16 protein-coding genes are annotated in these 21,466 nt (G+C 71.7%); 12 read left to right on the forward strand and 4 right to left on the reverse strand.

All coding sequences use genetic code 11. The features are described from left to right. Positions 1-131: 131 nt before the first annotated feature. Together ACFY9S_RS24235 and ACFY9S_RS24240 are read left to right on the forward strand one after the other, a co-directional pair. Positions 132-752, forward strand: coding sequence for a DUF4190 domain-containing protein (locus tag ACFY9S_RS24235; RefSeq protein WP_102911070.1), 621 nt, complete (start codon positions 132-134; stop codon positions 750-752). Positions 753-820: 68 nt separating this feature from the next. Beyond that, positions 821-1,285: a DUF4190 domain-containing protein gene (locus tag ACFY9S_RS24240; protein ID WP_391131851.1), complete on the forward strand. Its 465-nt coding sequence runs from the start codon at positions 821-823 to the stop codon at positions 1,283-1,285. 53 nt (positions 1,286-1,338) lie between these two features. Here ACFY9S_RS24240 and ACFY9S_RS24245 read toward each other — a convergent pair whose 3' ends face one another. Further along, positions 1,339-1,914 (reverse strand): NADAR domain-containing protein, encoded by a 576-nt coding sequence (locus ACFY9S_RS24245; protein ID WP_391131853.1) that lies wholly within the window; start codon positions 1,912-1,914, stop codon positions 1,339-1,341. A 199-nt stretch (positions 1,915-2,113) separates the two neighbouring features. Here ACFY9S_RS24245 and ACFY9S_RS24250 point away from each other — a divergent pair, with 199 nt between their 5' ends. From ACFY9S_RS24250 to ACFY9S_RS24280, 7 genes are all read left to right on the forward strand, one after another. After that, positions 2,114-3,649 (forward strand): aminobutyraldehyde dehydrogenase, encoded by a 1,536-nt coding sequence (locus ACFY9S_RS24250; protein ID WP_391131855.1) that lies wholly within the window; start codon positions 2,114-2,116, stop codon positions 3,647-3,649. A gap of 56 nt (positions 3,650-3,705) precedes the next feature. Continuing rightward, positions 3,706-4,953, forward strand: a complete 1,248-nt coding sequence (locus ACFY9S_RS24255) for an extracellular solute-binding protein (RefSeq protein ID WP_391131857.1) — start codon at positions 3,706-3,708, stop codon at positions 4,951-4,953. Between the two features lie 5 nt (positions 4,954-4,958). Further along, positions 4,959-6,104, forward strand: coding sequence for a polyamine ABC transporter ATP-binding protein (locus ACFY9S_RS24260; RefSeq protein WP_391131990.1), 1,146 nt, complete (start codon positions 4,959-4,961; stop codon positions 6,102-6,104). After that, complete coding sequence (locus tag ACFY9S_RS24265) at positions 6,104-7,033, forward strand: ABC transporter permease subunit (protein WP_391131859.1); 930 nt, start codon at positions 6,104-6,106, stop codon at positions 7,031-7,033. Before ACFY9S_RS24260 ends, ACFY9S_RS24265 begins: the two co-directional genes overlap by 1 nt. Beyond that, positions 7,034-7,834: an ABC transporter permease subunit gene (locus ACFY9S_RS24270; RefSeq protein ID WP_391131861.1), complete on the forward strand. Its 801-nt coding sequence runs from the start codon at positions 7,034-7,036 to the stop codon at positions 7,832-7,834. It begins immediately after the preceding gene. Positions 7,835-7,852: 18 nt separating this feature from the next. Then, positions 7,853-9,271, forward strand: a complete 1,419-nt coding sequence (locus ACFY9S_RS24275) for an FAD-dependent oxidoreductase (protein ID WP_391131863.1) — start codon at positions 7,853-7,855, stop codon at positions 9,269-9,271. 143 nt (positions 9,272-9,414) lie between these two features. After that, entirely contained in the window at positions 9,415-9,885 is a 471-nt protein-coding gene (locus tag ACFY9S_RS24280) for a hypothetical protein (protein WP_391131864.1), read from the forward strand. Here the strand turns inward: ACFY9S_RS24280 and ACFY9S_RS24285 are convergent. Further along, complete coding sequence (locus tag ACFY9S_RS24285) at positions 9,867-10,541, reverse strand: phosphatase PAP2 family protein (protein ID WP_391131866.1); 675 nt, start codon at positions 10,539-10,541, stop codon at positions 9,867-9,869. The genes ACFY9S_RS24280 and ACFY9S_RS24285 overlap by 19 nt on opposite strands. A 430-nt stretch (positions 10,542-10,971) precedes the next feature. After that, positions 10,972-12,306, reverse strand: coding sequence for a 4-aminobutyrate--2-oxoglutarate transaminase (gene gabT / locus ACFY9S_RS24290; RefSeq protein ID WP_391131868.1), 1,335 nt, complete (start codon positions 12,304-12,306; stop codon positions 10,972-10,974). A gap of 252 nt (positions 12,307-12,558) precedes the next feature. Between gabT and ACFY9S_RS24295 the strand changes: the two genes are divergently transcribed. The 3 genes from ACFY9S_RS24295 to ACFY9S_RS24305 all read left to right on the forward strand — a co-directional run bounded on the left by ACFY9S_RS24295 (position 12,559) and on the right by ACFY9S_RS24305 (position 18,235). Beyond that, positions 12,559-14,691 carry an ATP-binding protein gene (locus tag ACFY9S_RS24295; RefSeq protein WP_391131870.1) on the forward strand — a complete coding sequence of 711 codons (2,133 nt, stop codon included), beginning with the start codon at positions 12,559-12,561 and terminating at the stop codon, positions 14,689-14,691. Positions 14,692-14,994: 303 nt separating this feature from the next. Beyond that, complete coding sequence (locus ACFY9S_RS24300; RefSeq protein ID WP_391131872.1) at positions 14,995-16,668, forward strand: PucR family transcriptional regulator ligand-binding domain-containing protein; 1,674 nt, start codon at positions 14,995-14,997, stop codon at positions 16,666-16,668. A 121-nt stretch (positions 16,669-16,789) separates the two neighbouring features. Further along, positions 16,790-18,235: an aldehyde dehydrogenase family protein gene (locus ACFY9S_RS24305; protein WP_391131874.1), complete on the forward strand. Its 1,446-nt coding sequence runs from the start codon at positions 16,790-16,792 to the stop codon at positions 18,233-18,235. Positions 18,236-18,332: 97 nt separating this feature from the next. On the opposite strand, the gene ACFY9S_RS24310 is transcribed toward ACFY9S_RS24305, so the two are convergent. After that, on the reverse strand, positions 18,333-21,170 hold the full coding sequence (locus tag ACFY9S_RS24310; RefSeq protein ID WP_391131875.1) for a glycoside hydrolase family 3 C-terminal domain-containing protein: 2,838 nt from the start codon (positions 21,168-21,170) through the stop codon (positions 18,333-18,335). Positions 21,171-21,466: the final 296 nt, after the last annotated feature.

Raw genomic sequence — 21,466 nt, forward strand, 5'->3', positions numbered from 1 at the left:
CCGGGGGCACGGTGCGGCATCGATGTGCGGCTCCGCCGTGTGGGTGGGACCGTCCGCCGCGCACCCGCCCTGTGGCCCGCGCCGGACGGCCCCGTAGCATGACGGGACGATCGACCCAGGGGGGACGCACGATGACGGACGCGACGCAGCCCGACGGAGGCAGCCACGACCCGTGGGCGCCGCCGGAGAGCACGCCCTCGCTCGACAAGAACCAGGCGCCTCAGCCGCCGTCCGTGCACGACCAGGCCACGGTCACCTCCATGCCGGGTTTCACCCCACCCGCCGGCACCCCGCAGTTCGACCCGTCCGGCACCGGTGCAGTACCACCTCCGCCGGTGGCTCCCACCGGCCCGGGAGCCCCGGGCGGATACGGATATCCGGGGAGCTACCCCCAGGCCGGTTACGGCTGGCCCGGCATGCCCATGGCCCCGCAGAACGGCATGGGCGTCGCCGCGATGGTGCTCGGCATCATCTCCTGCACCCTGTTCTGCCTCTACGGCGTGGTCTCCCTGGTCACCGGCATCCTCGCCGTCGTCTTCGGCATCAAGGGCCGCAAGCGCGCCGAGGCGGGGGTGGCCACGAACCACGGCCAGGCCCAGGCCGGTCTGATCATGGGCATCATCGGGATCATCCTCGGCATCACGGTGATCGTCCTGATCGCCGTCGGTATCACGGCCGCGATCAACAGCGACCGCGACGACGACCCGTACTACGGGGCCGTCGGCCCGGTGGCGACCGCGTCCCACCGCTGAAACAGCCGCCCTCCGCAGCCGACTTGGCCACTACGATGCCCTGGTCTGACAACGAGGGGAGAGCGTCCATGTCCAACACCAACCCGCCTCCGGGTGGTTTCGGCCCGCCGGCCCAGCCGCCGCAGCAGCCGGCCCCGGGGTACGGCTACCCGCAGCAGTCCGGCCCGGGCTACGGCTACCCTCAGGGCGGCCCCGGCTACCCGGCCGCGCCGCCCGTGGGCTACCCGCAGGCGCCCGGCTACGGAATGCCCGCGCAGCCCAGCAACGGCATGGGAACCACGGGGCTGGTGCTGGGCATCATCGGCGTGGTGTGCAGCCTGACCTTCCTGCTGTGGTTCTTCGGCGTGATCCTGGGCATCCTCGCGATCATCTTCGGTGCCATCGGCCGCAGCAAGGCGACCCGCGGTGAGGCCACCAACAAGGGCGCGGCGACCGCCGGCCTGGTCTGCGGCATCATCGCCACCGTGATCCTGCCGCTGCTCGGCTTCCTGCTGTTCGCCAGCATCATGGGCGGGCTCGGCGCGGCGGCCTGAACAAAGCTCCCAGGGTTCGTGAGGGGCCGGTCCACACGGGGCCGGCCCCTCACTCATGCTCCAGCCGTCCGCAGCCGCTCCCGCGCCTCCATCAGCGCGAACCCCAGCAGATTCGGCCCACGCCACCGCTGCGGATCCATCGCCGCCTCGTCGTCCGCGGCCAGCCCGATGCCCCACACCCGGTCCACGGGGCTGGCCTCGACCAGTACCCGGTCGCCCGTGCCCAGCAGATACCCCCGCAGTTCGGGATGTGCGCCGAACTTGTGGACGCTGCCCTCGACGACGATCCGGAACCGCTCCCGCGCCCACGTCGCCTCGTCGAACCCGCGCACCAGCCGCCCTGCCTTCTTCGCCTCGGCGGGATGCCCGGCGGCCAGCGCGGCACGCTCCGCCGCCGTGTCCTCGAAGAGCCGGGCCTTGGCGGCCATCATCCAGTGCTCGGCCGTCGCGTACGCCACGCCGTCGACCGTGAACGGCGACGGCCACCACTGGCTCAGACAGCTCGCACCGATCCGGCCGTCCGGCCGCGGCCGGTGCCCCCAGAAATGCAGAAACCTGATCCTGGCCCCCGCGTGGACCGCCCTGATCAGGGCTTCCCGCGAGCCGACCGCCCCCGTGATCTTCTCCATGCACGCGAGTCTGGCACGCACCACTGACACAGCGTCCTGCCTTTTCCCGGTGAACTCGACACCTGGTCGACAGATTCCGTCGCGTAACCAAAAATCAACAACGGAATCACTTGTTGGCATGCCATACCTCTGTCAGGATCGGCACTCAAATCGAGCCTGAGCCACGCCGGCCCCATCAGGGGACACGGAGGAGAGCGACATGCACAACCCGGGCACTGCCACCCCGGACCGATTCCCGGCCGAGGAGCGCTTCGCGCAGGGCGCGCAGTACATCGCGGGGCGCCTGACCAGGGGCACCTCCGGTCGTACGCACGCCGTCGTCGACCCGGCGTCCGGCGAGGAGGTCCTCACCTACGAGCTGGCGGGCACGGCCGACATCGACCGGGCCGTCGCCGCCGCCCGCGCGGCCTTCCCCGGCTGGGCGGGAGCCACCCCCGGCGAGCGGTCCGACGCCCTGCACCGGTTCGCCGCGGTCCTCGCCGACCGTGCCGAGGACTTCGCCCGCGCCGAGTCGCTCCAGTGCGGCAAGCCGCTGAAGCTGACCCGCGAGTTCGACGTGCCCGGGACCATCGACAACGCCGCCTTCTTCGCCGGTGCCGCACGGCATCTCCAGGGGCAGTCCGCCGGCGAGTACTCCGGCGACCACACCTCGTACGTCCGGCGCGAGCCCATCGGGGTCGTCGGGTCGATCGCGCCCTGGAACTACCCCCTCCAGATGGCCGCCTGGAAGATCCTCCCGGCGATCGCCGCGGGCAACACCATCGTCCTGAAGCCCGCCGAACTCACCCCGCTGACCTCGCTGCTCTTCGCGCAGGCGGCCACCGACGCCGGGATCCCGGACGGTGTGATCAATATCGTCACCGGCACCGGCAGGGAGGCCGGGGAGCATCTCGTCGGCCACCCGGACGTGGCGATGACCTCCTTCACCGGCTCGACCGCCGTCGGCAAGCGCGTCGCCGAGGTCGCCACCGCCACCGTCAAGCGCCTCCACCTGGAGCTCGGCGGCAAGGCGCCCTTCGTGGTCTTCGACGACGCCGATCTCGAGGCCGCCGCCCACGGCGCGGTCGCGGGCTCCCTCATCAACACCGGGCAGGACTGCACGGCCGCCACACGCGCGTACGTGCAGCGGCCGCTGTACGACGCCTTCGTGGAGCGGACGGCCGCGCTCATGGAGACGGTCCGCTTGGGCGATCCCTTCGCTGCCGGTACCGACCTCGGCCCGCTGATCTCGCACGTGCAGCGGGACCGGGTCGCCGGCTTCGTGGACCGGGCACGGGCCTACGCGCGCGTGGTGACCGGTGGCGAGGCACCCGAGGGCGAGCTCGCCGAGGGCGCCTACTACCGGCCCACCCTGATCGCCGACGCGTCCCAGGACAGCGAGGTCGTCCAATCCGAGATCTTCGGACCGGTCCTGGTCGTGCTGCCGTTCGACACCGACGACGAGGGGATCGCGCTCGCCAACGACACCCCCTACGGGCTGGCCGCCTCCGCCTGGAGCCGGGACGTGTACCGCGCCAACCGGGCCACCCGCGAGATCAAGGCCGGCTGCGTCTGGATCAACGACCACATCCCGATCATCAGCGAGATGCCGCACGGCGGCTACAAGTCCTCCGGCTACGGCAAGGACATGTCCGCGTACTCGTTCGAGGAGTACACCCAGATCAAGCACGTCATGTTCGACAACACCGCGGTGGCCGCGAAGGACTGGCACCGCACCGTCTTCGGGGATCGATAGTCGTACGCAGGCCGCCCGACCACCGGCCGTCCACCCTCCGAAAGGGCACCACGCGCATGGAGCAGTACGAGCCCGACCGCCTGTCCCCGGCCCAAGTGGCCGCCATGCGGCGGAGTTTCACCAACGGCAGGGCCGCCCTCACCCGGCGGTCCATGCTGCGCGCCTCCGCGGGCGGGGCGCTCGCGGCCGGCGGACTCGGGACCCTGAGCGCCTGCGGCATTCCGGCAGCCGGCCAGTCGAAGGGCGGCGTCCCGGCCGAGGACCACTCGGCCAAGGAGAAGACGGTGAGCTTCTCCAACTGGACCGAGTACATGGACGTCGACGACAGCGGCAAGCACCACCCGACGCTGGAGCAGTTCACGAAACGCACCGGCGTCAAGGTCAAGTACACCGAGGACATCAACGACAACAACGAGTTCTTCGGCAAGATCAAGCCGCAGCTCGCCGCGGGGCAGGACACCGGCCGCGATCTGATCGTCCTCACCGACTGGCTGGCGGCCCGCCTCATCCGCCTCGGCTGGGTGCAGAAGCTCGACCCGAGCAACCTGCCGCACGCCTACGCCAACCTGTCGGCACAGTTCCGCAGCCCCGACTGGGACCCGGGCCGCGCCTACTCGTACGTCTGGCAGGGCATCTCGACCGTCATCGCGTACAACAAGAAGGCCCTCGACGGCGTCGAGGTGAAGTCGGTGTCCGACCTGCTGGACAACCCCAAGCTGAAGGGCCGGGTCGGTTTCCTGTCGGAGATGCGCGACAGCGTCGGCATGACGCTGCTCGACATGGGCAAGGACCCGGCCGACTTCACCGCCGACGACTACGACGCGGCCATCGCCCGTCTCCAGAAGGCCGTCGACAAGGGCCAGATCCGCCGCTTCACCGGCAACGACTACACCTCGGACCTGACCAGCGGCGACTTCGCGGCCTGTGTCGCCTGGGCCGGGGACGTCGTCCAGCTCAAGGCGGACAGCCCCGACATCGACTTCCTCATCCCGGACAGCGGCTACGTGACGTCGACCGACAACCTGCTGATCCCCAACAAGGCCCGGCACAAGACGAACGCCGAGCGGCTCATCGACTTCTACTACGAGCCGAAGGCGGCCGCCGAACTCGCCGCGTACATCAACTACGTGTGTCCCGTCGACGGCGTGAAGGCCGAGCTGGAGAAGATCGACGAGGACGCGGCGAACAACCCGCTGATCATTCCCGACAAGGCCATGGCCGCCAAGTCGCACGCCTTCCGCTCGCTGAGCTCGAAGGAAGAGACCGAGTTCGAAGCGAAGTTCGCGAAGCTGACGGGGGCGTGACCACCATGACGAACAAGACCGGCCCCGGCGGCGACGTCCGCCTCACGGGCATAGCCAAGACCTACGGCGCCTTCACCGCCGTGCACCCCCTCGACCTGACCGTGCCGCAGGGCTCCTTCTTCGCCCTGCTCGGCGCCTCCGGCTGCGGCAAGACCACCACCCTGCGCATGATCGCGGGCCTGGAGGAACCTTCCGCCGGCACCGTCTTCCTGGGCGACCAGGACGTGACCGCGCTGCCCCCGTACAAGCGGCCCGTGAACACCGTCTTCCAGTCGTACGCTCTCTTCCCGCACCTCGACATCTTCGAGAACGTCGCCTTCGGTCTGCGCCGTCGCGGCCTGAAGTCGGTGAAGAAGCAGGTCGAGGAGATGCTGGAGCTCGTGCAGCTCGGCGAGCAGGCCCGCAAGAAGCCGCACCAGCTCTCCGGCGGACAGCAGCAGCGCGTCGCCGTGGCCCGCGCCCTGATCAACCACCCCAAGGTGCTGCTCCTCGACGAACCGCTCGGCGCCCTCGACCTCAAGCTGCGCCGCCAGATGCAGCTCGAACTCAAGCGCATCCAGACCGAGGTCGGCATCACCTTCATCCACGTCACGCACGACCAGGAGGAGGCCATGACGATGGCCGACACGGTCGCCGTGATGAACGCGGGCCGCGTCGAGCAACTGGGGGCGCCCACCGACCTCTACGAGAACCCGCGCACCACGTTCGTCGCGAACTTCCTCGGCACCTCGAACTTCATCGAGGCCGAGGTCGACTCGAAGACCGGCGAGGACATCGTGCTGAAGGCGGGCGGCGGCAAGCTCGTCCTGCCCGAGGCGCGCTGCTCAGCGCCCGCGGGCACCGGCGGCAAGGTGCTGGTCGGCGTCCGCCCGGAGAAGATCTCCCTCACCCACGCGGACGACGCCGGCGAGATCCCGGAGGGCCGCAACCGCATCACCGGCCGGATCGCCGACTCCAGCTTCATCGGCGTCTCCACGCAGTACGTCGTCGACAGCCCGGTCTGCTCCGACTTCGAGGTCTACGCCCAGAACATCGACCGCGACCCCCGCCTGGTGCCCGGCGCCGAGGTCGTCCTGCACTGGAACCCGGCCCACACCTTCGGCCTGGACGCCGCGCAGGACGCCGACGCCGGAGTGGAAGAGGCGGCCTGATGCCGACACTCACCGAGGCGCCACCGCCCCTCGCGCCGCAGGCACCCGAGCCGAAGCCCCCGAAGCGCCGGGGCCGCTTCACGCCGTACTGGCTGCTGCTGCCCGGCATCCTCTGGCTGCTGGTGTTCTTCGCGCTGCCGATGATCTACCAGGCCTCCACGTCCGTGCAGACGGGCTCCCTGGAGGAGGGCTACAAGGTCACCTGGCACTTCGCCACCTACTGGGACGCGCTGTCCGCCTACTGGCCGCAGTTCGTCCGCTCGGTGCTCTACGCGGGCACGGCGACGATCCTGTGCCTGCTGCTCGGCTACCCGCTGGCGTATCTGATCGCCTTCCGGGCGGGCCGCTGGCGGAACCTGATCATGATCCTGGTGATCGCGCCGTTCTTCACCAGCTTCCTGATCCGCACCCTCGCCTGGAAGACGATCCTCGCGGACGGCGGCCCGGTCGTCGGCGCGCTCAACACCCTGCACGTCCTCGACGTCACCAGCTGGCTCGGCTGGACCGCCGGCGACCGCGTCCTCGCCACACCCCTCGCGGTGGTGTGCGGTCTGACGTACAACTTCCTGCCGTTCATGATCCTGCCGCTCTACACGTCCCTGGAGCGCATCGACGGCCGGCTCCACGAGGCTGCCGGCGACCTGTACGCACGCCCCTCGACGACCTTCCGCAAGGTCACCTTCCCGCTGTCGATGCCGGGTGTCGTCTCCGGCACACTGCTCACCTTCATCCCGGCGGCCGGTGACTACGTGAACGCCGATCTGCTCGGCTCCACCGACACCCGCATGGTCGGAAACGTCATCCAGACACAGTTCCTGAGAGTCCTCGACTATCCGACGGCCGCGGCGCTCTCCTTCATTCTCATGGCGGCCATCCTGCTCATGGTCACCCTCTACATCCGCAGGTCCGGGACGGAGGATCTGGTCTAAATGCCCTTCGTCAACTGGTTCAAGAGAAATCTCGTCGTCCTCGCGGGACTGCTGACCCTCGGCTATCTGCTCCTGCCGAACGTCGTCGTCACGGTGTTCTCCTTCAACAAACCGAAGGGGCGCTTCAACTATGAATGGCAGCAGTTCTCCCTGGACGCCTGGAAGGACCCGTGCGGCGTCTCCGGGCTGTGCGGATCCCTGTCCCTCAGCCTCCAGATAGCGTTCTGGGCGACCCTCGGCGCCACGCTCCTCGGCACCCTTATCGCCTTCGCCCTGGTCCGCTACCGGTTCCGCGCCCGCGGTGCCGTCAACTCGCTGATCTTCCTGCCGATGGCGATGCCCGAGGTCGTCATGGCCGCCTCGCTGCTCACCCTGTTCCTCAACATGGGCGCCCAGCTGGGCTTCTGGACGATCCTCATCGCCCACATCATGTTCTGCCTGAGTTTCGTGGTGACGGCCGTCAAGGCGCGTGTGATGTCGATGGATCCAAAACTGGAGGAGGCGGCGCGGGATTTGTACGCGGGCCCGTTCCAGACCTTCGTCCGGGTGACTCTGCCGATCGCCGCACCGGGAATCGCGGCGGGCGCACTGCTCGCCTTCGCGCTCTCCTTCGACGATTTCATCATCACCAATTTCAACGCCGGTTCGACCGTCACCTTCCCCATGTTCGTCTGGGGCTCGGCGCAGCGCGGAACGCCCGTTCAGATCAATGTCATCGGCACGACCATGTTCGTCGTCGCCGTACTGTTCGTCCTGGTTTCCATGGTTGCCGGAAGCCGCCGCAACAGGCACAAGGCATAACCGTAGGGAGTTGACATCATGGCCCCGAGCGCCATGAATCAGTGGGTCCGTTCGCTTTCCGACGCCCAGCCGGTCCCGTACTGGCTGGACGACCCCGGCCGGCCCCGGCCCGAACCCGCCCTCACCACCTCCGAGACCTGCGACCTGCTGGTCGTCGGCGGCGGCTACAGCGGGCTGTGGACGGCGCTGATCGCCAAGGAGCGCGACCCGCAGCGGGACGTGGTGCTGGTGGAGGGCCGCGAGGTGGGCTGGGCCGCCTCCGGCCGCAACGGCGGATTCTGCGCCGCCTCCCTCACCCACGGCCTGCCCAACGGCCTCGCCCGCTGGCCCGACGAGATCCACAGGCTCCAGGACCTGGGCCACCGCAACCTCGACGCGATCGAGGCCGCCGTCGCCCGGCACTCCATCGACTGCGACTTCGAACGCACCGGCGAGATCGACGTGGCCACCGAGCCGTACCAGGCGCGCGAACTGCGCGGGTGGCACGAGGAGACCGCCCGCCGGGGCCTGGCCGAGGGCGTGGAGTTCCTGGACGCCGACGCCGTACGGGAGCAGGTCGACTCACCCACCTTCCAGGCCGGCCTGTGGGACCGCAGGGGCGTTGCCATGCTGAACCCGGCGAAGCTCGCCTGGGGCCTGAAGCGGGCCTGCGTGGAACTGGGCGTGCGCGTCCACGAGCACACCCCCGCCCTGACCCTGAAGCCGTACGGCCCCGGCATGGCCGTCCGCACCCCCTACGGCCGGATCCGCGCCCGCCGGGTAGCCCTCGGCACCAACATCTTCCCGAACCTGGTCAGACGCGTCCGCTCGTACACCGTCCCGGTCTACGACTACGCCCTGATGACCGAGCCGCTCACCGCCGGGCAGCTCGACTCGATCGGCTGGAAGAACCGCCAGGGCCTCGGCGACAGCGCCAACCAGTTCCACTACTTCCGGCTGTCCGCCGACAACCGGATCCTGTGGGGCGGCTACGACGCGATCTATCCCTACGGCGGCCGTGTCCGCGCCGAGTACGACGACCGCCCCGAGACCTACGCCAAGCTCGCCGGGCACTTCTTCACCTGCTTCCCGCAGCTGGAGGGCGTCCGCTTCAGCCACGCCTGGGGTGGCGCGATCGACACCTGCTCCCGCTTCTCGGCGTTCTTCGGCACCGCCCACCAGAGCAAGGTGGCGTACGCGGCGGGGTACACCGGCCTCGGTGTCGGCGCCACCCGGTTCGGCGCCGAGGTGATGCTGGACCTGCTGGCGGGGGAGCGCACCGAGCTCACCGAGCTGGAGATGGTCCGCAGGAAGCCGCTGCCGTTCCCGCCCGAGCCGCTCGCCTGGACGGGCATCGCCCTCACCAAGTGGTCGCTGGCCCGCGCGGACGCCCAGGGAGGCCGCCGCAACCTGTGGCTGCGCACGATGGACCGGTTGGGGCTGGGATTCGACAGCTGATCGACCGGGTGTGATCCGGTTCACTCCAACGGGGTGCCGGAATCCGCGTAATGGCCGGGGGGACGCCCCCTTCTCCCTCGTGATGCCCTCACGAACGCCCTGCGGCGGCCGTGAGATTCGTGAGAGAGAAGGGGGTCTTCGCGATGACCGGTCCGAAAACGGCGGTCGAGTGGCTCGCATCCGTCGCACCCGATCCCGAGGCCTGCCGCTGGGAGTGGGAGCGCAACCCGCTCGGGGTCGCGCTGCTGCCGGCCGGCAGTGCCTGGGACGTGCTCATCCTGCCCGGCGAACTCGGCTACGCCACGCTCGACGTACTGAGCCGTGTCCTCGACCGGCAGGGGCCCGTGCTCGTCGACTTCGGTGACGCGCGCATGGGCTTCTTCGTGCCCCCGGGCACCGCGGCCCGCTGGCTCGGCACGGGCATCCGCACGGCGGGAGCCGGCACCTGGATCGTCGTGCCGTACCCGGGCCGCTCCTCACCCGGTGGCGTCCGCTGGCTGGTGCCGCCCGACGGCTCGGGCCTGCTGACCGACCCGGCCCTGCTGGAACTGGCCATGCACGAGGCGGCGGTGGGGCTGGCGACGGGGAACGGCGGTCAGGGCCCCGGTGGTTGAGACCGTCCGGGCGTCGTCACCGCCGCCCGGACGCACAGCCACAGCGCCGACAGCAGCACAGCGCACAGACACCAACTGGCCACCACGTCCAGTGGCCAGTGGTAGCCGCGGCGGACCAGGCCGTAGCTCGCGCCGAGGACCAGGGCCACACAGAGGGTGATCAGCGCGCGGCGGGCCAGGGCCGTGCGGAGCCAGGGGAGCAGCAACAGGGTCGCGCAGCCGTAGGCGACGACGGCGGTGGCGGTGTGGCCCGAGGGGTAGTAGCCGGTGCCGGGCGGGACGGCCGGGGTGCCCGGGCGGTCGGTGAGCTCCTTCAGCGGGACGACCAGCGCCGGGACCAGGGCCAGGAGGAGGGCCGACGCGGCGCTGGGCAGCCACCAACGGTCCGCGCCGGCGCGACGCCGGCGTACGGCGACGTACCCGAGCGCGACGGCGAGGACCGGGACCGCGACCTGGATGTCGCCCAGGTCGGCGAGGAGTTCGGAGCAGCGGTCCGGGTTCACCAGGACGCGGCTGAGCCGCTCGTCCAGCCGCACGAGCGGACCGTCGGCGACGACCTGCCAGGTGATCACGGCGAAGAGGAGGGCCGGAAGGGCGAGCAGGAGCGCGACGGAGCCCGGGAGCGCTGCGCGTTCCTGGTTCGCGGGGATCGGCATGGGGCACAGCCTGGCACGAGCACCGACGTCCGCTCGCGCAGAGGGAGGTCGGCCGCCCCGGAACAGGGGGGGGTGGTTCCGGGGCGGCCGTCCGGACCGGAACGTCGCGCGCCCCGGGGGGTTTGGGGCGGGCGACTGTCCGATCGGTGAGGAGATCCAGAGCCTCAGGCTCCGGTTGTGTGCGCGAGGGCACGACCAGGTCGAAGCTGGGGAGGCCCCGACCTGATGTCACCCACAGTCCCCTGTGGGCGGGGTGTATCTCTCATCTGGGTAGAACCTACGACAGGGGCGGGGCGCAGGACAGGCCGCGGGGCCGCCTGACATCCACCTCGCACACCTTCTTCACACGCTCTGCGCGCTCACCGCCCCGGGAGCGGAACCGGGGCGGCTCACCTGCCCGGATGCCGGCTCAAGTGCGCATGCCGGAGGCTCAGATACGGGAGAACGCCTGCTCGATGATGTCGAGGCCCTCGTTCAGCAGGTCCTCGCCGATGACCAGCGGGGGCAGGAAGCGGAGCACGTTGCCGTAGGTGCCACAGGTCAGGACCAGCAGGCCCTCGGCGTGGCAGGCCTTGGCGAGCGCGGCGGTCGCCTCCGGGTTCGGCTCCTTGGTGACGCGGTCCTCGACCAGCTCGATGGCGATCATCGCGCCGCGGCCGCGCACGTCACCGATGATGTCGAACTTCTCGGCCATGGCGGTGAGACGGCCCTTCATGATCGTCTCGATGTTCTTCGCCCTGGCGTTGAGGTCGAGCTCCTTCATCGTCTCGATCGAGCCGAGCGCACCCGCGCAGGCGACCGGGTTGCCGCCGTAGGTGCCGCCCAGGCCACCGGCGTGCGCGGCGTCCATGATCTCGGCGCGCCCGGTGACGGCCGCGAGCGGCAGACCGCCGGCGATGCCCTTCGCCGTGGTGATGAGGTCCGGGACGATGCCCTCGTCCTCACACGCGAACCACTGGCCCGTACGGCAGAAGCCGGACTGGATCTCGTCGGCGACGAAGACGATGCCGTTGTCCTTCGCGAACCGGCTGATCGCCGGCAGGAAGCCCTTCGCCGGCTCGATGAAGCCGCCCTCGCCGAGCACCGGCTCGATGATGACCGCGGCGACGTTCTCCGCGCCGACCTGCTTGCTGATCTGGTCGATGGCCTGTGCGGCGGCCTCCGGACCGGCGTTCTCCGCACCGGTCGGCCAGCGGTAGCCGTACGCCACCGGCACCCGGTACACCTCGGGCGCGAACGGGCCGAAGCCGTGCTTGTACGGCATGTTCTTCGCGGTCAGCGCCATCGTCAGGTTGGTGCGCCCGTGGTAGCCGTGGTCGAACACCACGACGGCCTGCCGCTTGGTGTACGCCCGAGCGATCTTCACGGCGTTCTCCACCGCCTCGGCGCCGGAGTTGAACAGGGCGCTCTTCTTGGCGTGGTCACCCGGGGTCAGTTCGGCGAGCGCCTCGGCGACCTCGACGTAGCCCTCGTACGGCGTGACCATGAAACAGGTGTGGGTGAAGTCGGCGAGCTGTGCCGACGCCCGCCGTACGACGGCCTCGGCGGAGGCGCCCACGGAGGTCACGGCGATGCCCGACCCGAAGTCGATCAGCCGGTTCCCGTCGACGTCCTCGATGATCCCGCCACCCGCACGCGCCGTGAACACGGGCAGCACGGACCCCACGCCCTGCGCGACCGCGGCGGTGCGGCGGGCCTGCAGCTCCTGCGACTTCGGGCCGGGAATGGCGGTGACGACGCGGCGCTCCTGCGGAAGTGCGGTCATGAGGGGCTCCTGGGGTGGTGCGGATGGTGTCTTACGGACGCTCGGCTTCTTTTCTCGCAGGCTAGGGCGGGGGAAGGGGGGTGGGCATGCTCCATGTGGGCGTTGTCGGCGGGGCGCCTTGTCCGGGGTGGACATGGCAGTCTCGTGGACCGGTGCCCACGACCCGGCCGTGTAAGCGGTGAACTCCCCAGGAGAGGGCGTTAGATTGGCTCGCTGATGGTGGACGGAGCGGCTGGTCAGGGGGCAAGGGCGATGGACAGCGACGGGACCCAGGACGCGCGGGGTACGCATGCGAGTCCCGTGCCGCGCCCGGCGGGGCCTCCGGAGGTACCCGCGATGCCTCCCAGGCCGCCCCGGGCACCGGCGACGCCGCCGCTGCCGGACGGGTCGGCGTTCCTCACCTGGCTGCGCGCGCCGCGCCCCGACGCCGCGCCGGGCGTGTGGCGGTTCGGGCACCGGCCGCGGCCCGCGGAGGAACCGGAGGAGATCCCCGCCCGGCAGCTGCTGAGCGGGGCGCTGATCGCCTTCCTCGTGGGATGGCTGATCTGGTCGCTGCTGCAGAACGGGTACCTCGGCACCTGGTGGTGGGTGCCGTTCGACCTGATCGTTCCCGACGCGTGGCGGGGCGGCGACAGCGATCTCGGGGAGACCGGGACGTTCATCGTCTACCAGGGGTACGAGCTGCTCGTCGCCCTCGGAATCATGGTCGGGGCGGCCCGGCTCGGCCGCTGGGGCGAGGTGTGGCGCCGCTTCGTCACCCCCCGCTTCCGGCGGCCGCAGGCGCAGGAGCCCCGGACGACCCCCGAGGACGACCCGGCGCAGTGGAACGAGCTGCGCGCCGCCGGGGCCCCCGACGCCGCCGAGCGCCTCGCGGCCGAGGCCCGCACCGGGCTGATGCGGGACGTCGACCACGCCCGGATCATGCGCGCCTGGCAGGGCGTGCGCACCGGACGGCACACCCTCACCACCTTCAGCGGCGCCGTGCTCAAGGACGGTGCCGCCGCGTGCCTGCACCCGTCCGGGGAACGCGACCTGCCCGCCCGGCTCGCCCGGCACGACCTCGTCACCGGGCAGGTGCGGCTCGGCACCACCGTCGACGACGCCCGCAACCCGTACGCCTACCGCGGCACCGGGCTGGGCCTCGGGCCCGACCTGCTCGGCACCTCGCTCGTGGCCGTCGGCCCCGCCGGCTCGGGCAAGACCGGGACCGTGGTCCGTCCCCTCGCCGAGTCGCTCTGTCTGCACGCACTCGCCGGGCGCGCCGCCGTGGTCGTCGTCGGGGCTGCCGGCGCCGGGCTCGGACCGGCCGACGCCTACGACGTGGTCGTGCGGATCGGGAACCAGGACTCCGAGTACGACCTCGATCTGTACGGCGGCAGCACCGACCCGGACGAGGCCGCGGCCGTGCTCGCCGAGGCGCTCGTCGGGGACCTCGCCGATCCGCACCCCGGCAGCGACAGCCGCCGGTCCACCACCGTCCTCGCCCAGCTGCTCGGGCCGTTCCGGGCCGTGCACGGGCGTTTCCCCTCCGTGCCGGAGCTGCGGCAGCTGCTCGACGGGGCGCCGGGGCCGTTCGCCGCGCTGCGCCAGGGCCTCCAGGAGGCGGGGCAGGAGTCCCTGCTGCGGGAGCTCGACGCCCGGGAGCGGCAGATGGGGCAGCCCGGTGACGTCGGCGGGGTGCTGGGTGATCGCGTCGCGCTGCTCGACCGGCCCGCCTTCGCCGGGTTCTTCGACACCTCCGGGCAGTCCCGGCCCTTCACGCTCAAGGCCCTCGACCATCCGGTGCGGGTGCGCATCGACCTGCCCCAGCGCGGACACGCCGACGCTTCCAAGATGCTGGCCCGCCTCGTGCTCGCGCAGTTCACGGCGAGTGTCGCCGTACGCGAGGACCGGTCGCTGTTCGCCTGTCTGCTGCTGGACGACGCGACCGGCGTCGTGACACCCGAGGCCGTGCGCGGCATCCAGCGGCTGCGGTCCGGCAACGCCGGGGTCGTCCTCACCCTGCGGAGCCTGGACGACGTGGCCCGGCCGCTGCGCGGGCCGCTGCTCGGGGCGACCGGCTGCCGGATGGCGCTGTCGGGGCTCACGCCGTGGGACGGGCAGGACTTCGCCGAGGTGTGGGGCAAGGAGTGGACCGAGGCCCGCGACGTCACCGACCGGCAGATCATCGCGGAGACCCCGGCGGGCAAGGCCGTGCACATGCTGCGCCGGGTGATCACCGGCAAGGCCCCGACCGCGCGGGCGGTGACCGTGCGGCAGGTCGAACGGGAGCGCTGGTCCGCCTCCGAGCTGGCGCACGGCGTACCGGCCGGGCACGCGGTGCTGTCGCTGACCGACGTCAAGGGCGAACACGCGCCACCGCTGCTGGTGGATCTGCGGGGCTGAGCCCGCCTCCAGCCGGTGCGGGTGGCGGGGACCGTGCCCCCGCCGCCTTCCCGCCGGTGTGGGAGGCGGGGACCGTGGGCCGGCGTTCCCACCTGTGCGGGTGGGCGGGGCCGTGGGCCGGCGTTACCACCCGTGCATGACGGGGGACCGCGGCCCCCGTGCATGCGTGGGACCGTGGGCCCGCCCGCATTCCCACCCGTGCGGGCGCGAAGGGACCGTACGGTGAGGCAGAATCGTCACAGGTCGTTCATACGCGGCGGCCAAAAGACACAGTGATCACACAGCCCTGACGCAGAAGGCCTCATGCCCCCGACGCTCGCCTCGCTCGTCCACCACTCCGCGCTGAAGCTGACCGTGCGGGCGGGCGAAGACCGCCTCGACGTGCCGGTCCGTTGGGCGCACCCCAGCGAGCTCGCCGACCCCGTCCCCTACATGGAGGGCGGAGAGCTGCTGCTGATCACCGCGCTCAAGCTGGACGCCGAGGACCCGGAGGCCATGCGCCGCTACGTGCGCCGGCTGGCCGAGGCCGGAGTGGCCGGGCTCGGCTTCGCCGTCGGCGTCCACTACGAGGAGATTCCCGAGGCGCTCGTCGACGCGGCCGAGAAGGAGGGCCTGCCACTGCTGGAGGTGCCGCGCCGCACCCCGTTCCTCGCCATCAGCAAGGCCGTGTCCGCCGCGATCGCCGCCGACCAGTACCGGGCCGTCACCGCCGGGTTCGCGGCCCAGCGAGAGCTGACCCGGCAGGCCCAGACCGGCGGGCCGGAGGGGCTGCTGGCCGCGCTGGCCGCGCAGGTCGACGGCTGGGCGGCGCTCTACGACGCCTCGGGCGCGGTCGTCGCCACGGCACCGGAGTGGGCGGGGCGGCGTGCCGCACGGCTCACCGGTGACGTGCAGAAGCTGCGGGACCGCCCCGCACCCGCCTCCTCCGTGGCCGGCGGGCCGGACAACGAGGACCGGGTCGAGCTGCACACCCTCGGCACCGGCCGCCGCCCCCGGGCGGCCCTCGCCGTCGGCACGGCCGCCGCCCCGGGCACCGCCGAGCGCTACGCCGTCCACTCGGCCATCGCGCTGCTGACCCTCACCACGGAACGCTCCCGGTCCCTCCAGGCCGCCGAGCAGCGGGTCGGCGCCGCGGTGCTGCGCATGCTGCTGGCCGGGGAGCCGGACCACGCCCGCGCGGTCGCCGGTGACCTGTACGGCGAGCTGCTGGACGCGCCGTTCCGGATGATGGTCGCGGAGCGGGTGCCGGTGTCGGCTTCCGCCGCGCTGGCCCGCGCCGAGGCACGCAAGGGCGCCGCGCCCGCCGAGCGGCACTCCGCCGCCGCGCTCGCCGCGGCCGACCCCGGCGGCGACCCCCTCGCGGCCCTCGCCGACGTCGTGGAGTCCGCGGCGGCCCGGGCCGGCGAGGCCGTGCTGGTGGTGCCGGAGGGGGAGCGGCTGGTGGTGCTGGCCGTGGACGGCGGCGCCGCCGCGGCGGCCTGCGGGGAGTACGCGGCCGCCCTGGAGACGGCCCGGGCGGGGATACGCGAGAAGGTGCCGGGCGGCGAGGAGGACGAACTGGTCGTGGGCCTGTCGGCACCGGCCGGGCCCATCGCCGCGTCCGCCGCCTACAAGCAGTCCGAGCAGGCGCTGTCGGTGGCGCGGCGGCGCGGGCGCGTCCTCGTGGAGCACGAGCAGATGGCGGCCGGATCGGTGCTGCCGCTGCTGGCGGACGACGCGGTGCGGGCCTTCGCCGACGGCATGCTGCGGCCGCTGTACGAGCACGACGCCACGGGCCGCGGCGACCTCGTCGCCTCCCTGCGCGCCTGGCTGTCCAAGCACGGCCAGTGGGACGCGGCGGCGGCCGAACTCGGCGTCCACCGCCACACCCTGCGCTACCGCATGCGCCGGGTCGAGGAGATCCTCGGCCGGTCCCTGGAGGACCCGGACGTCCGGATGGAGCTGTGGCTGGCCCTGAAGGCGACCACCAGCGAATAGCCAAACCGTAGTATCCGCGTCCCGCACTGCTACGGCTCGGACAAACGCCCTTCGGCCACCTCGCCCCTACCGTTGATCCGTAGCACAGGACCACCCCCAACGCCGAAGGGCCGGAACCCACATGACCTCCACCCACGCCTTCTGGCTCGCCGGCCGCCAGGCCACCGGCGAGGACACCTTCGACGTCACCTCCCCCTGGGACGGGCGGCTCGTCGGCAAGGTGAGCGTGCCGACGGACGCGCAGGTCGAGGAGGCCGTGGCCGCCGCGCACGCCGTTCTGGACGAGTTCGCCGCCACACCCGCCCACGTCCGGGCAGCCGCGCTCGACCACGTCAGCAAGCGCCTCGTCGAGCGCACCGAGGAGATCGCGCGGCTGATCTCCGCCGAGAACGGCAAGCCCCTGAAGTGGGCGCGCGGCGAGGTCGGCCGGGCCGTGTCCGTGTTCCGGTTCGCCGCCGAGGAGGCCCGGCGGTTCAACGGCGGCGAGGCCCAGCGGCTCGACACCGACCTCGGCGGCCAGGGCCGGCTCGCCCTCACCCGCCGCTTCCCCAAGGGCGTCGTGCTCGGTATCGCGCCCTTCAACTTTCCGCTGAACCTCTGCGCCCACAAGATCGCCCCGGCCATCGCCGCCGGCGCCCCGATCATCCTCAAGCCGGCCCCGGCGACCCCGCTGTCCGGCCTGGTCATCGGCGAGCTGCTGGCCGAGACCGAGCTGCCCGCGGGCTCCTGGAGCATCCTGCCGGTCGCCAACGACAAGATGCCCGCCCTCGTGCGGGACGAGCGGCTGCCCGTGATCTCCTTCACCGGTTCCGAAAAGGTCGGCTACGCGATCATGGACTCGGTGCCGCGCAAGCACTGCACCCTGGAGCTGGGCGGCAACGGCGCGGCCGTCGTCCTCGCCGACTGGGCGAGCGACGAGGACCTGGACCGGGCGGCGAACCGCATCGCCACCTTCTCCAACTACCAGGGTGGCCAGTCCTGCATCTCCGTGCAGCGGGTCATCGCCGACGCCTCGGTGTACGACCGGCTGCTGCCGCGCATCGTCGCCGCCGTCGAGGCCCAGGTCACCGGCGACCCGGACGACGACGCCACCGACGTCGGCCCGCTGGTCAGCGAGGACGCCGCCAAGCGCGTCGAGACGTGGGTCGGGGAGGCGGTCGACGCCGGTGCCGCGCTGCTCACCGGCGGCAAGCGGGACGGCGCCTCGTACGCGCCGACCGTCCTGGCCGACGTGCCGGCGGACGTCACGATCTCCTGCGAGGAGGTCTTCGGACCGGTCCTCACCGTCCAGAAGGCGGACGGCGAGGCCGCGGCCTTCGACGCCGTCAACGACTCCAAGTACGGCCTCCAGGCGGGCGTGTTCACCCGCGACCTGCAGACCGCCTTCCGCGCCCACCGGGCCCTGGAGGTCGGCGGCGTGGTCATCGGCGACGTGCCGTCCTACCGCGCCGACCAGATGCCGTACGGCGGCGTCAAGCAGTCCGGCGTGGGCCGTGAGGGCGTGCGGTTCGCCATGGAGGACTACACGTACGAGCGTGTGCTGGTGCTGACCGGCATCGACCTCTAGCTCATGGGAACCATTTTCATATAGTCTTCGCGAAGAGGCCCGGCACCGATGCCTTCCGGTGCCGGGCCTCTTCTTTACGTCGGCCTGCTCCGGACCCTCAACCGGAGAAGCCGACATGCGCGAGCCGCAGCGGGCCGCGCAGCCTCAGGTGCACGTCATGCACGCCCGCGGCGGCGACGGACGCGCCGAGCGAGACGTAGTCGTACGGACCGGATGTGGGCTCGGCGGTCGACAGCATCGCGAGTGCCGGGCCGCCGTCGAGAGACAGCTCGACCGAGCCCTCACCGGCCACTTCCACCGTCACGCCGGAGATGCCGCGTCCGAAGTCGCAGGCACGGTAGACCAGTTCGCCCGCCGCCGCGTCCACCGGTGTCACCGCGTCGCCCGACACCTTCGTCCGGTCGACGATCTCGATGCCGTCCTGCTCGTCGAACCCGGCCGCGGCCAGACCGCCCGCGACGGCAGCGCGCGGCAGGGTGGGCTCGCCGTCGAGCGTGACGGTCGTCCGAAGCCGGACGTCCTCGCTGGACGCCCCGGCCAGCAGCTCGTACCCGCCCGGCTCCACGCGCCACCGGTCCTGGGCGACGTCGAAGAACCCGAAGGCGCCCAGGGGGACCTCGAAGCTCAGCTCGGCCGTCGCCCCCGGGGCGAGGGTGACGCGGCGATGGTCCAGCAGCTCGCGGCGCGGACGCGGCACGGACGGGTCGACGGCCCTGGTGTAGAGCTGGGCGACCTCGTCGGCCGTGATCTCACCGGTGTTGGTGACGGAGAAGGAGACGTGCACGGTCTCCTCTTCGGCCCGGGCCGTCAGGTCGCCGTACGCGAACGGGGCGTACGCCAGGCCGTGCCCGAAGGGGAACAGGGGTGTCCCCTCGAAGTAAAGGTAGGTCTGGCGGGAGGCGATGACGTCGTAGTCGAGGAGGCCGGGCAGGTCAGTGTCGTCGGCGTACCAGGTCTGCGGGAGGCGGCCGGCGGGTGAGACGTCGCCGGCGAGGACGCGGGCCAGGGCAGTGCCGGCCGCCTGGCCGCCGTGCGCGGTCCACAGCACCGCCGGGAACTCGGCGGGGTCGACGGTGTACGGGTAGGCGGAGACCAGCGCCAGCACGGTGGCCGGGTTCGCCGCGCGGGCCGCGCGCAGCAGCCGTTCCTGATGTTCCGGCAGGCGCAGGGTCGTACGGTCCTCGGTCTCGCGCCCGTTGATGTACGGGTCGTTGCCCGCGACCACCACGACCACGTCGGCCGCCGCGGCGGCACGCGCCACCGCCTCCTCGCCCCGCTCGGTGACGACCAGCTCGAAGACCTCGGGATCTTCGTCGGCAACCTTCAGGCCGTCGGCGGAGACACACACGTGCCGACCCGTCCCCAGGTGCTTGAGGAGGTGCCCGTTCCCGTGCGGTTCCAGGCTGAACGTCTCCTGGACGACCCAGCCGCCCGGCTGGTCGGCGGAGGCGCGGACGTAGCCGTCGTCGGCGACCGAGAGGTAGCGGCCGTCGGGGGCGCGCAGGGTCACGACTCCCTCGCCCCAGTCGGCCAGCGCCAGTTCGGTGCCGGTCGCGTCGGTGGTGAGCGCGGGCAGGTCGGTGCGGCCCGCGAGCAGCGCCGGGTCGAGCGCGCCCTCGGCGCCGCGCACCTCGTCGGGGGCCTCCTCGGCCACCGGCACGTGCAGGAACGTGCCCGCGGCGGTCCTCAGCCGGACCCGGTCCATACCCTCGGCGAACTCCACCCGGTCCGCGCCGAACCGCTCGTACAGGCCCTCCAGCGGGGTCGAGCGGTGGATGAGCGTGCCGCTGTACCAGTCGAGCTTGCACTCGTCGGCGAGCAGCCCGACCACCGCGATCCGGGTGTCCGGGGCGAGCGGCAGCGCCCCGTCGTTCTTGAGCAGCACGATCGCCTGCTCGGCGGCCTCCTGGGCGAGGGCGCGGTGCGTCGGTGTGTCGAACTCGCTGGTGGCGTCGTGCGGGTCGTACTCCGGGTCGAACTCGCCGAGCCGGAAACGGACCGAGAGCTGCCGGCGGACGGCCGTGTCGACATCGGCCTCGGACAGCAGACCCCGCTCCAGGGCACCGCGCAGCCGTCCGATCATCTGCGAGGAGTCCGTGCCGTGGTCGGTGAAGCTGTCGACACCCGCGACGAGGGAGGCGGCGGTGGCCTCCTCGTGGGTGTCGAAGTAGTGCTCCGAGTCGACGAGGTTGCTCGGTGCTCCCGCGTCCGAACAGACCAGCAGCTCCTCGTCCGTCCAGGCGCGCAAGTGCTCGCGCAGGTACGGCGACACGTGGTTGGGGCGTCCGTTGACCAGGTTGTACGCCGGCATCACCCCGGCCACCGCGCCCGCCTCGACGGTCTCGCGGAAGGCCCGCAGGTCGTACTCGTGCAGCACGCGCGGGCGCACCGAGCTCGACGTCGTGGAGCGGTCCGTCTCGTTGTTGTGGGCCAGCCAGTGCTTCAGCACGGGCGCGGTGCGCCAGTAGGTGGGGTGGTCGCCGCGCAGGCCGCGGGTGTAGGCGGTGGCGATCGCCGAGGTGAGCTTCGGATCCTCCGAGTAGCCCTCCTCGTTGCGTCCCCACAGGGGGTGGCGCAGGAGGTTGACCGTCGGGGACCAGACGTTGAGGCCGACCCGGTCGTCCTTGGCGCGCATCGCCCGGACCTCCTTGGACACCGCGTCGCCGACGCGCCGTACCAGCTCCGGGTTCCACGTGGCGCCGAGTCCGACGGCCTGCGGGAACACCGTCGCCGGGCCCATCCACGCCACGCCGTGCAGGGCCTCCTGGCCGGTGCGGAAGGCGGCGACACCGAGCCGCTCGACGGCGGGGGCGAACTGGTGCAGGAAGGACGTCTTCTCGTCGAGGGTGAGCCGCCCCAGCAGATCGTCGACGCGCTTCGCGAACGGCAGCTGCGGATCGCGGAACGGTTCGGTGGGCGGCGGATGTGCGGTCACGTGGGGATCCCCCTGTGATGGATCGGCGAGGCGCTTTCGAAGCGCTTCGATGCTCGATTGACTCAGGGGTGGGTGTCAAGACACCGCGGCGCAACAACTCCGACCTTCGGGCGGCATTGCAACGCCCCATGAGAGTCGCCCGCGCTCGGCCACACCTCGGAGGAATCTTGGAATCGCCCCTTGTGCACCCCTGGGTGTTCACTTAACCTCGCAGCAACATCGAAGCGCTTCGACTGTGAAGTTCGCCACCCGGTGGTGCACATTCCGCATCACGCGTCGGAGTATCGCTTCGGCTC

The organism is Streptomyces sp. NPDC012474 (assembly GCF_042955185.1).
Lineage (GTDB): Bacteria > Actinomycetota > Actinomycetes > Streptomycetales > Streptomycetaceae > Streptomyces > Streptomyces cahuitamycinicus.

Excerpts from the sequence above, each read along its gene's own strand:
- ACFY9S_RS24235 (WP_102911070.1), top strand. The coding sequence starts at position 132 with ATGACGGACGCGACGCAGCCCGACGGAGGCAGCCACGACCCGTGGGCG.
- ACFY9S_RS24240 (WP_391131851.1), top strand. The coding sequence starts at position 821 with ATGTCCAACACCAACCCGCCTCCGGGTGGTTTCGGCCCGCCGGCCCAG.
- ACFY9S_RS24245 (WP_391131853.1), bottom strand. The coding sequence starts at position 1,914 with ATGGAGAAGATCACGGGGGCGGTCGGCTCGCGGGAAGCCCTGATCAGG.
- ACFY9S_RS24250 (WP_391131855.1), top strand. The coding sequence starts at position 2,114 with ATGCACAACCCGGGCACTGCCACCCCGGACCGATTCCCGGCCGAGGAG.
- ACFY9S_RS24255 (WP_391131857.1), top strand. The coding sequence starts at position 3,706 with ATGGAGCAGTACGAGCCCGACCGCCTGTCCCCGGCCCAAGTGGCCGCC.
- ACFY9S_RS24260 (WP_391131990.1), top strand. The coding sequence starts at position 4,959 with ATGACGAACAAGACCGGCCCCGGCGGCGACGTCCGCCTCACGGGCATA.
- ACFY9S_RS24265 (WP_391131859.1), top strand. The coding sequence starts at position 6,104 with ATGCCGACACTCACCGAGGCGCCACCGCCCCTCGCGCCGCAGGCACCC.
- ACFY9S_RS24270 (WP_391131861.1), top strand. The coding sequence starts at position 7,034 with ATGCCCTTCGTCAACTGGTTCAAGAGAAATCTCGTCGTCCTCGCGGGA.
- ACFY9S_RS24275 (WP_391131863.1), top strand. The coding sequence starts at position 7,853 with ATGGCCCCGAGCGCCATGAATCAGTGGGTCCGTTCGCTTTCCGACGCC.
- ACFY9S_RS24280 (WP_391131864.1), top strand. The coding sequence starts at position 9,415 with ATGACCGGTCCGAAAACGGCGGTCGAGTGGCTCGCATCCGTCGCACCC.
- ACFY9S_RS24285 (WP_391131866.1), bottom strand. The coding sequence starts at position 10,541 with ATGCCGATCCCCGCGAACCAGGAACGCGCAGCGCTCCCGGGCTCCGTC.
- gabT (WP_391131868.1), bottom strand. The coding sequence starts at position 12,306 with ATGACCGCACTTCCGCAGGAGCGCCGCGTCGTCACCGCCATTCCCGGC.
- ACFY9S_RS24295 (WP_391131870.1), top strand. The coding sequence starts at position 12,559 with ATGGACAGCGACGGGACCCAGGACGCGCGGGGTACGCATGCGAGTCCC.
- ACFY9S_RS24300 (WP_391131872.1), top strand. The coding sequence starts at position 14,995 with ATGCCCCCGACGCTCGCCTCGCTCGTCCACCACTCCGCGCTGAAGCTG.
- ACFY9S_RS24305 (WP_391131874.1), top strand. The coding sequence starts at position 16,790 with ATGACCTCCACCCACGCCTTCTGGCTCGCCGGCCGCCAGGCCACCGGC.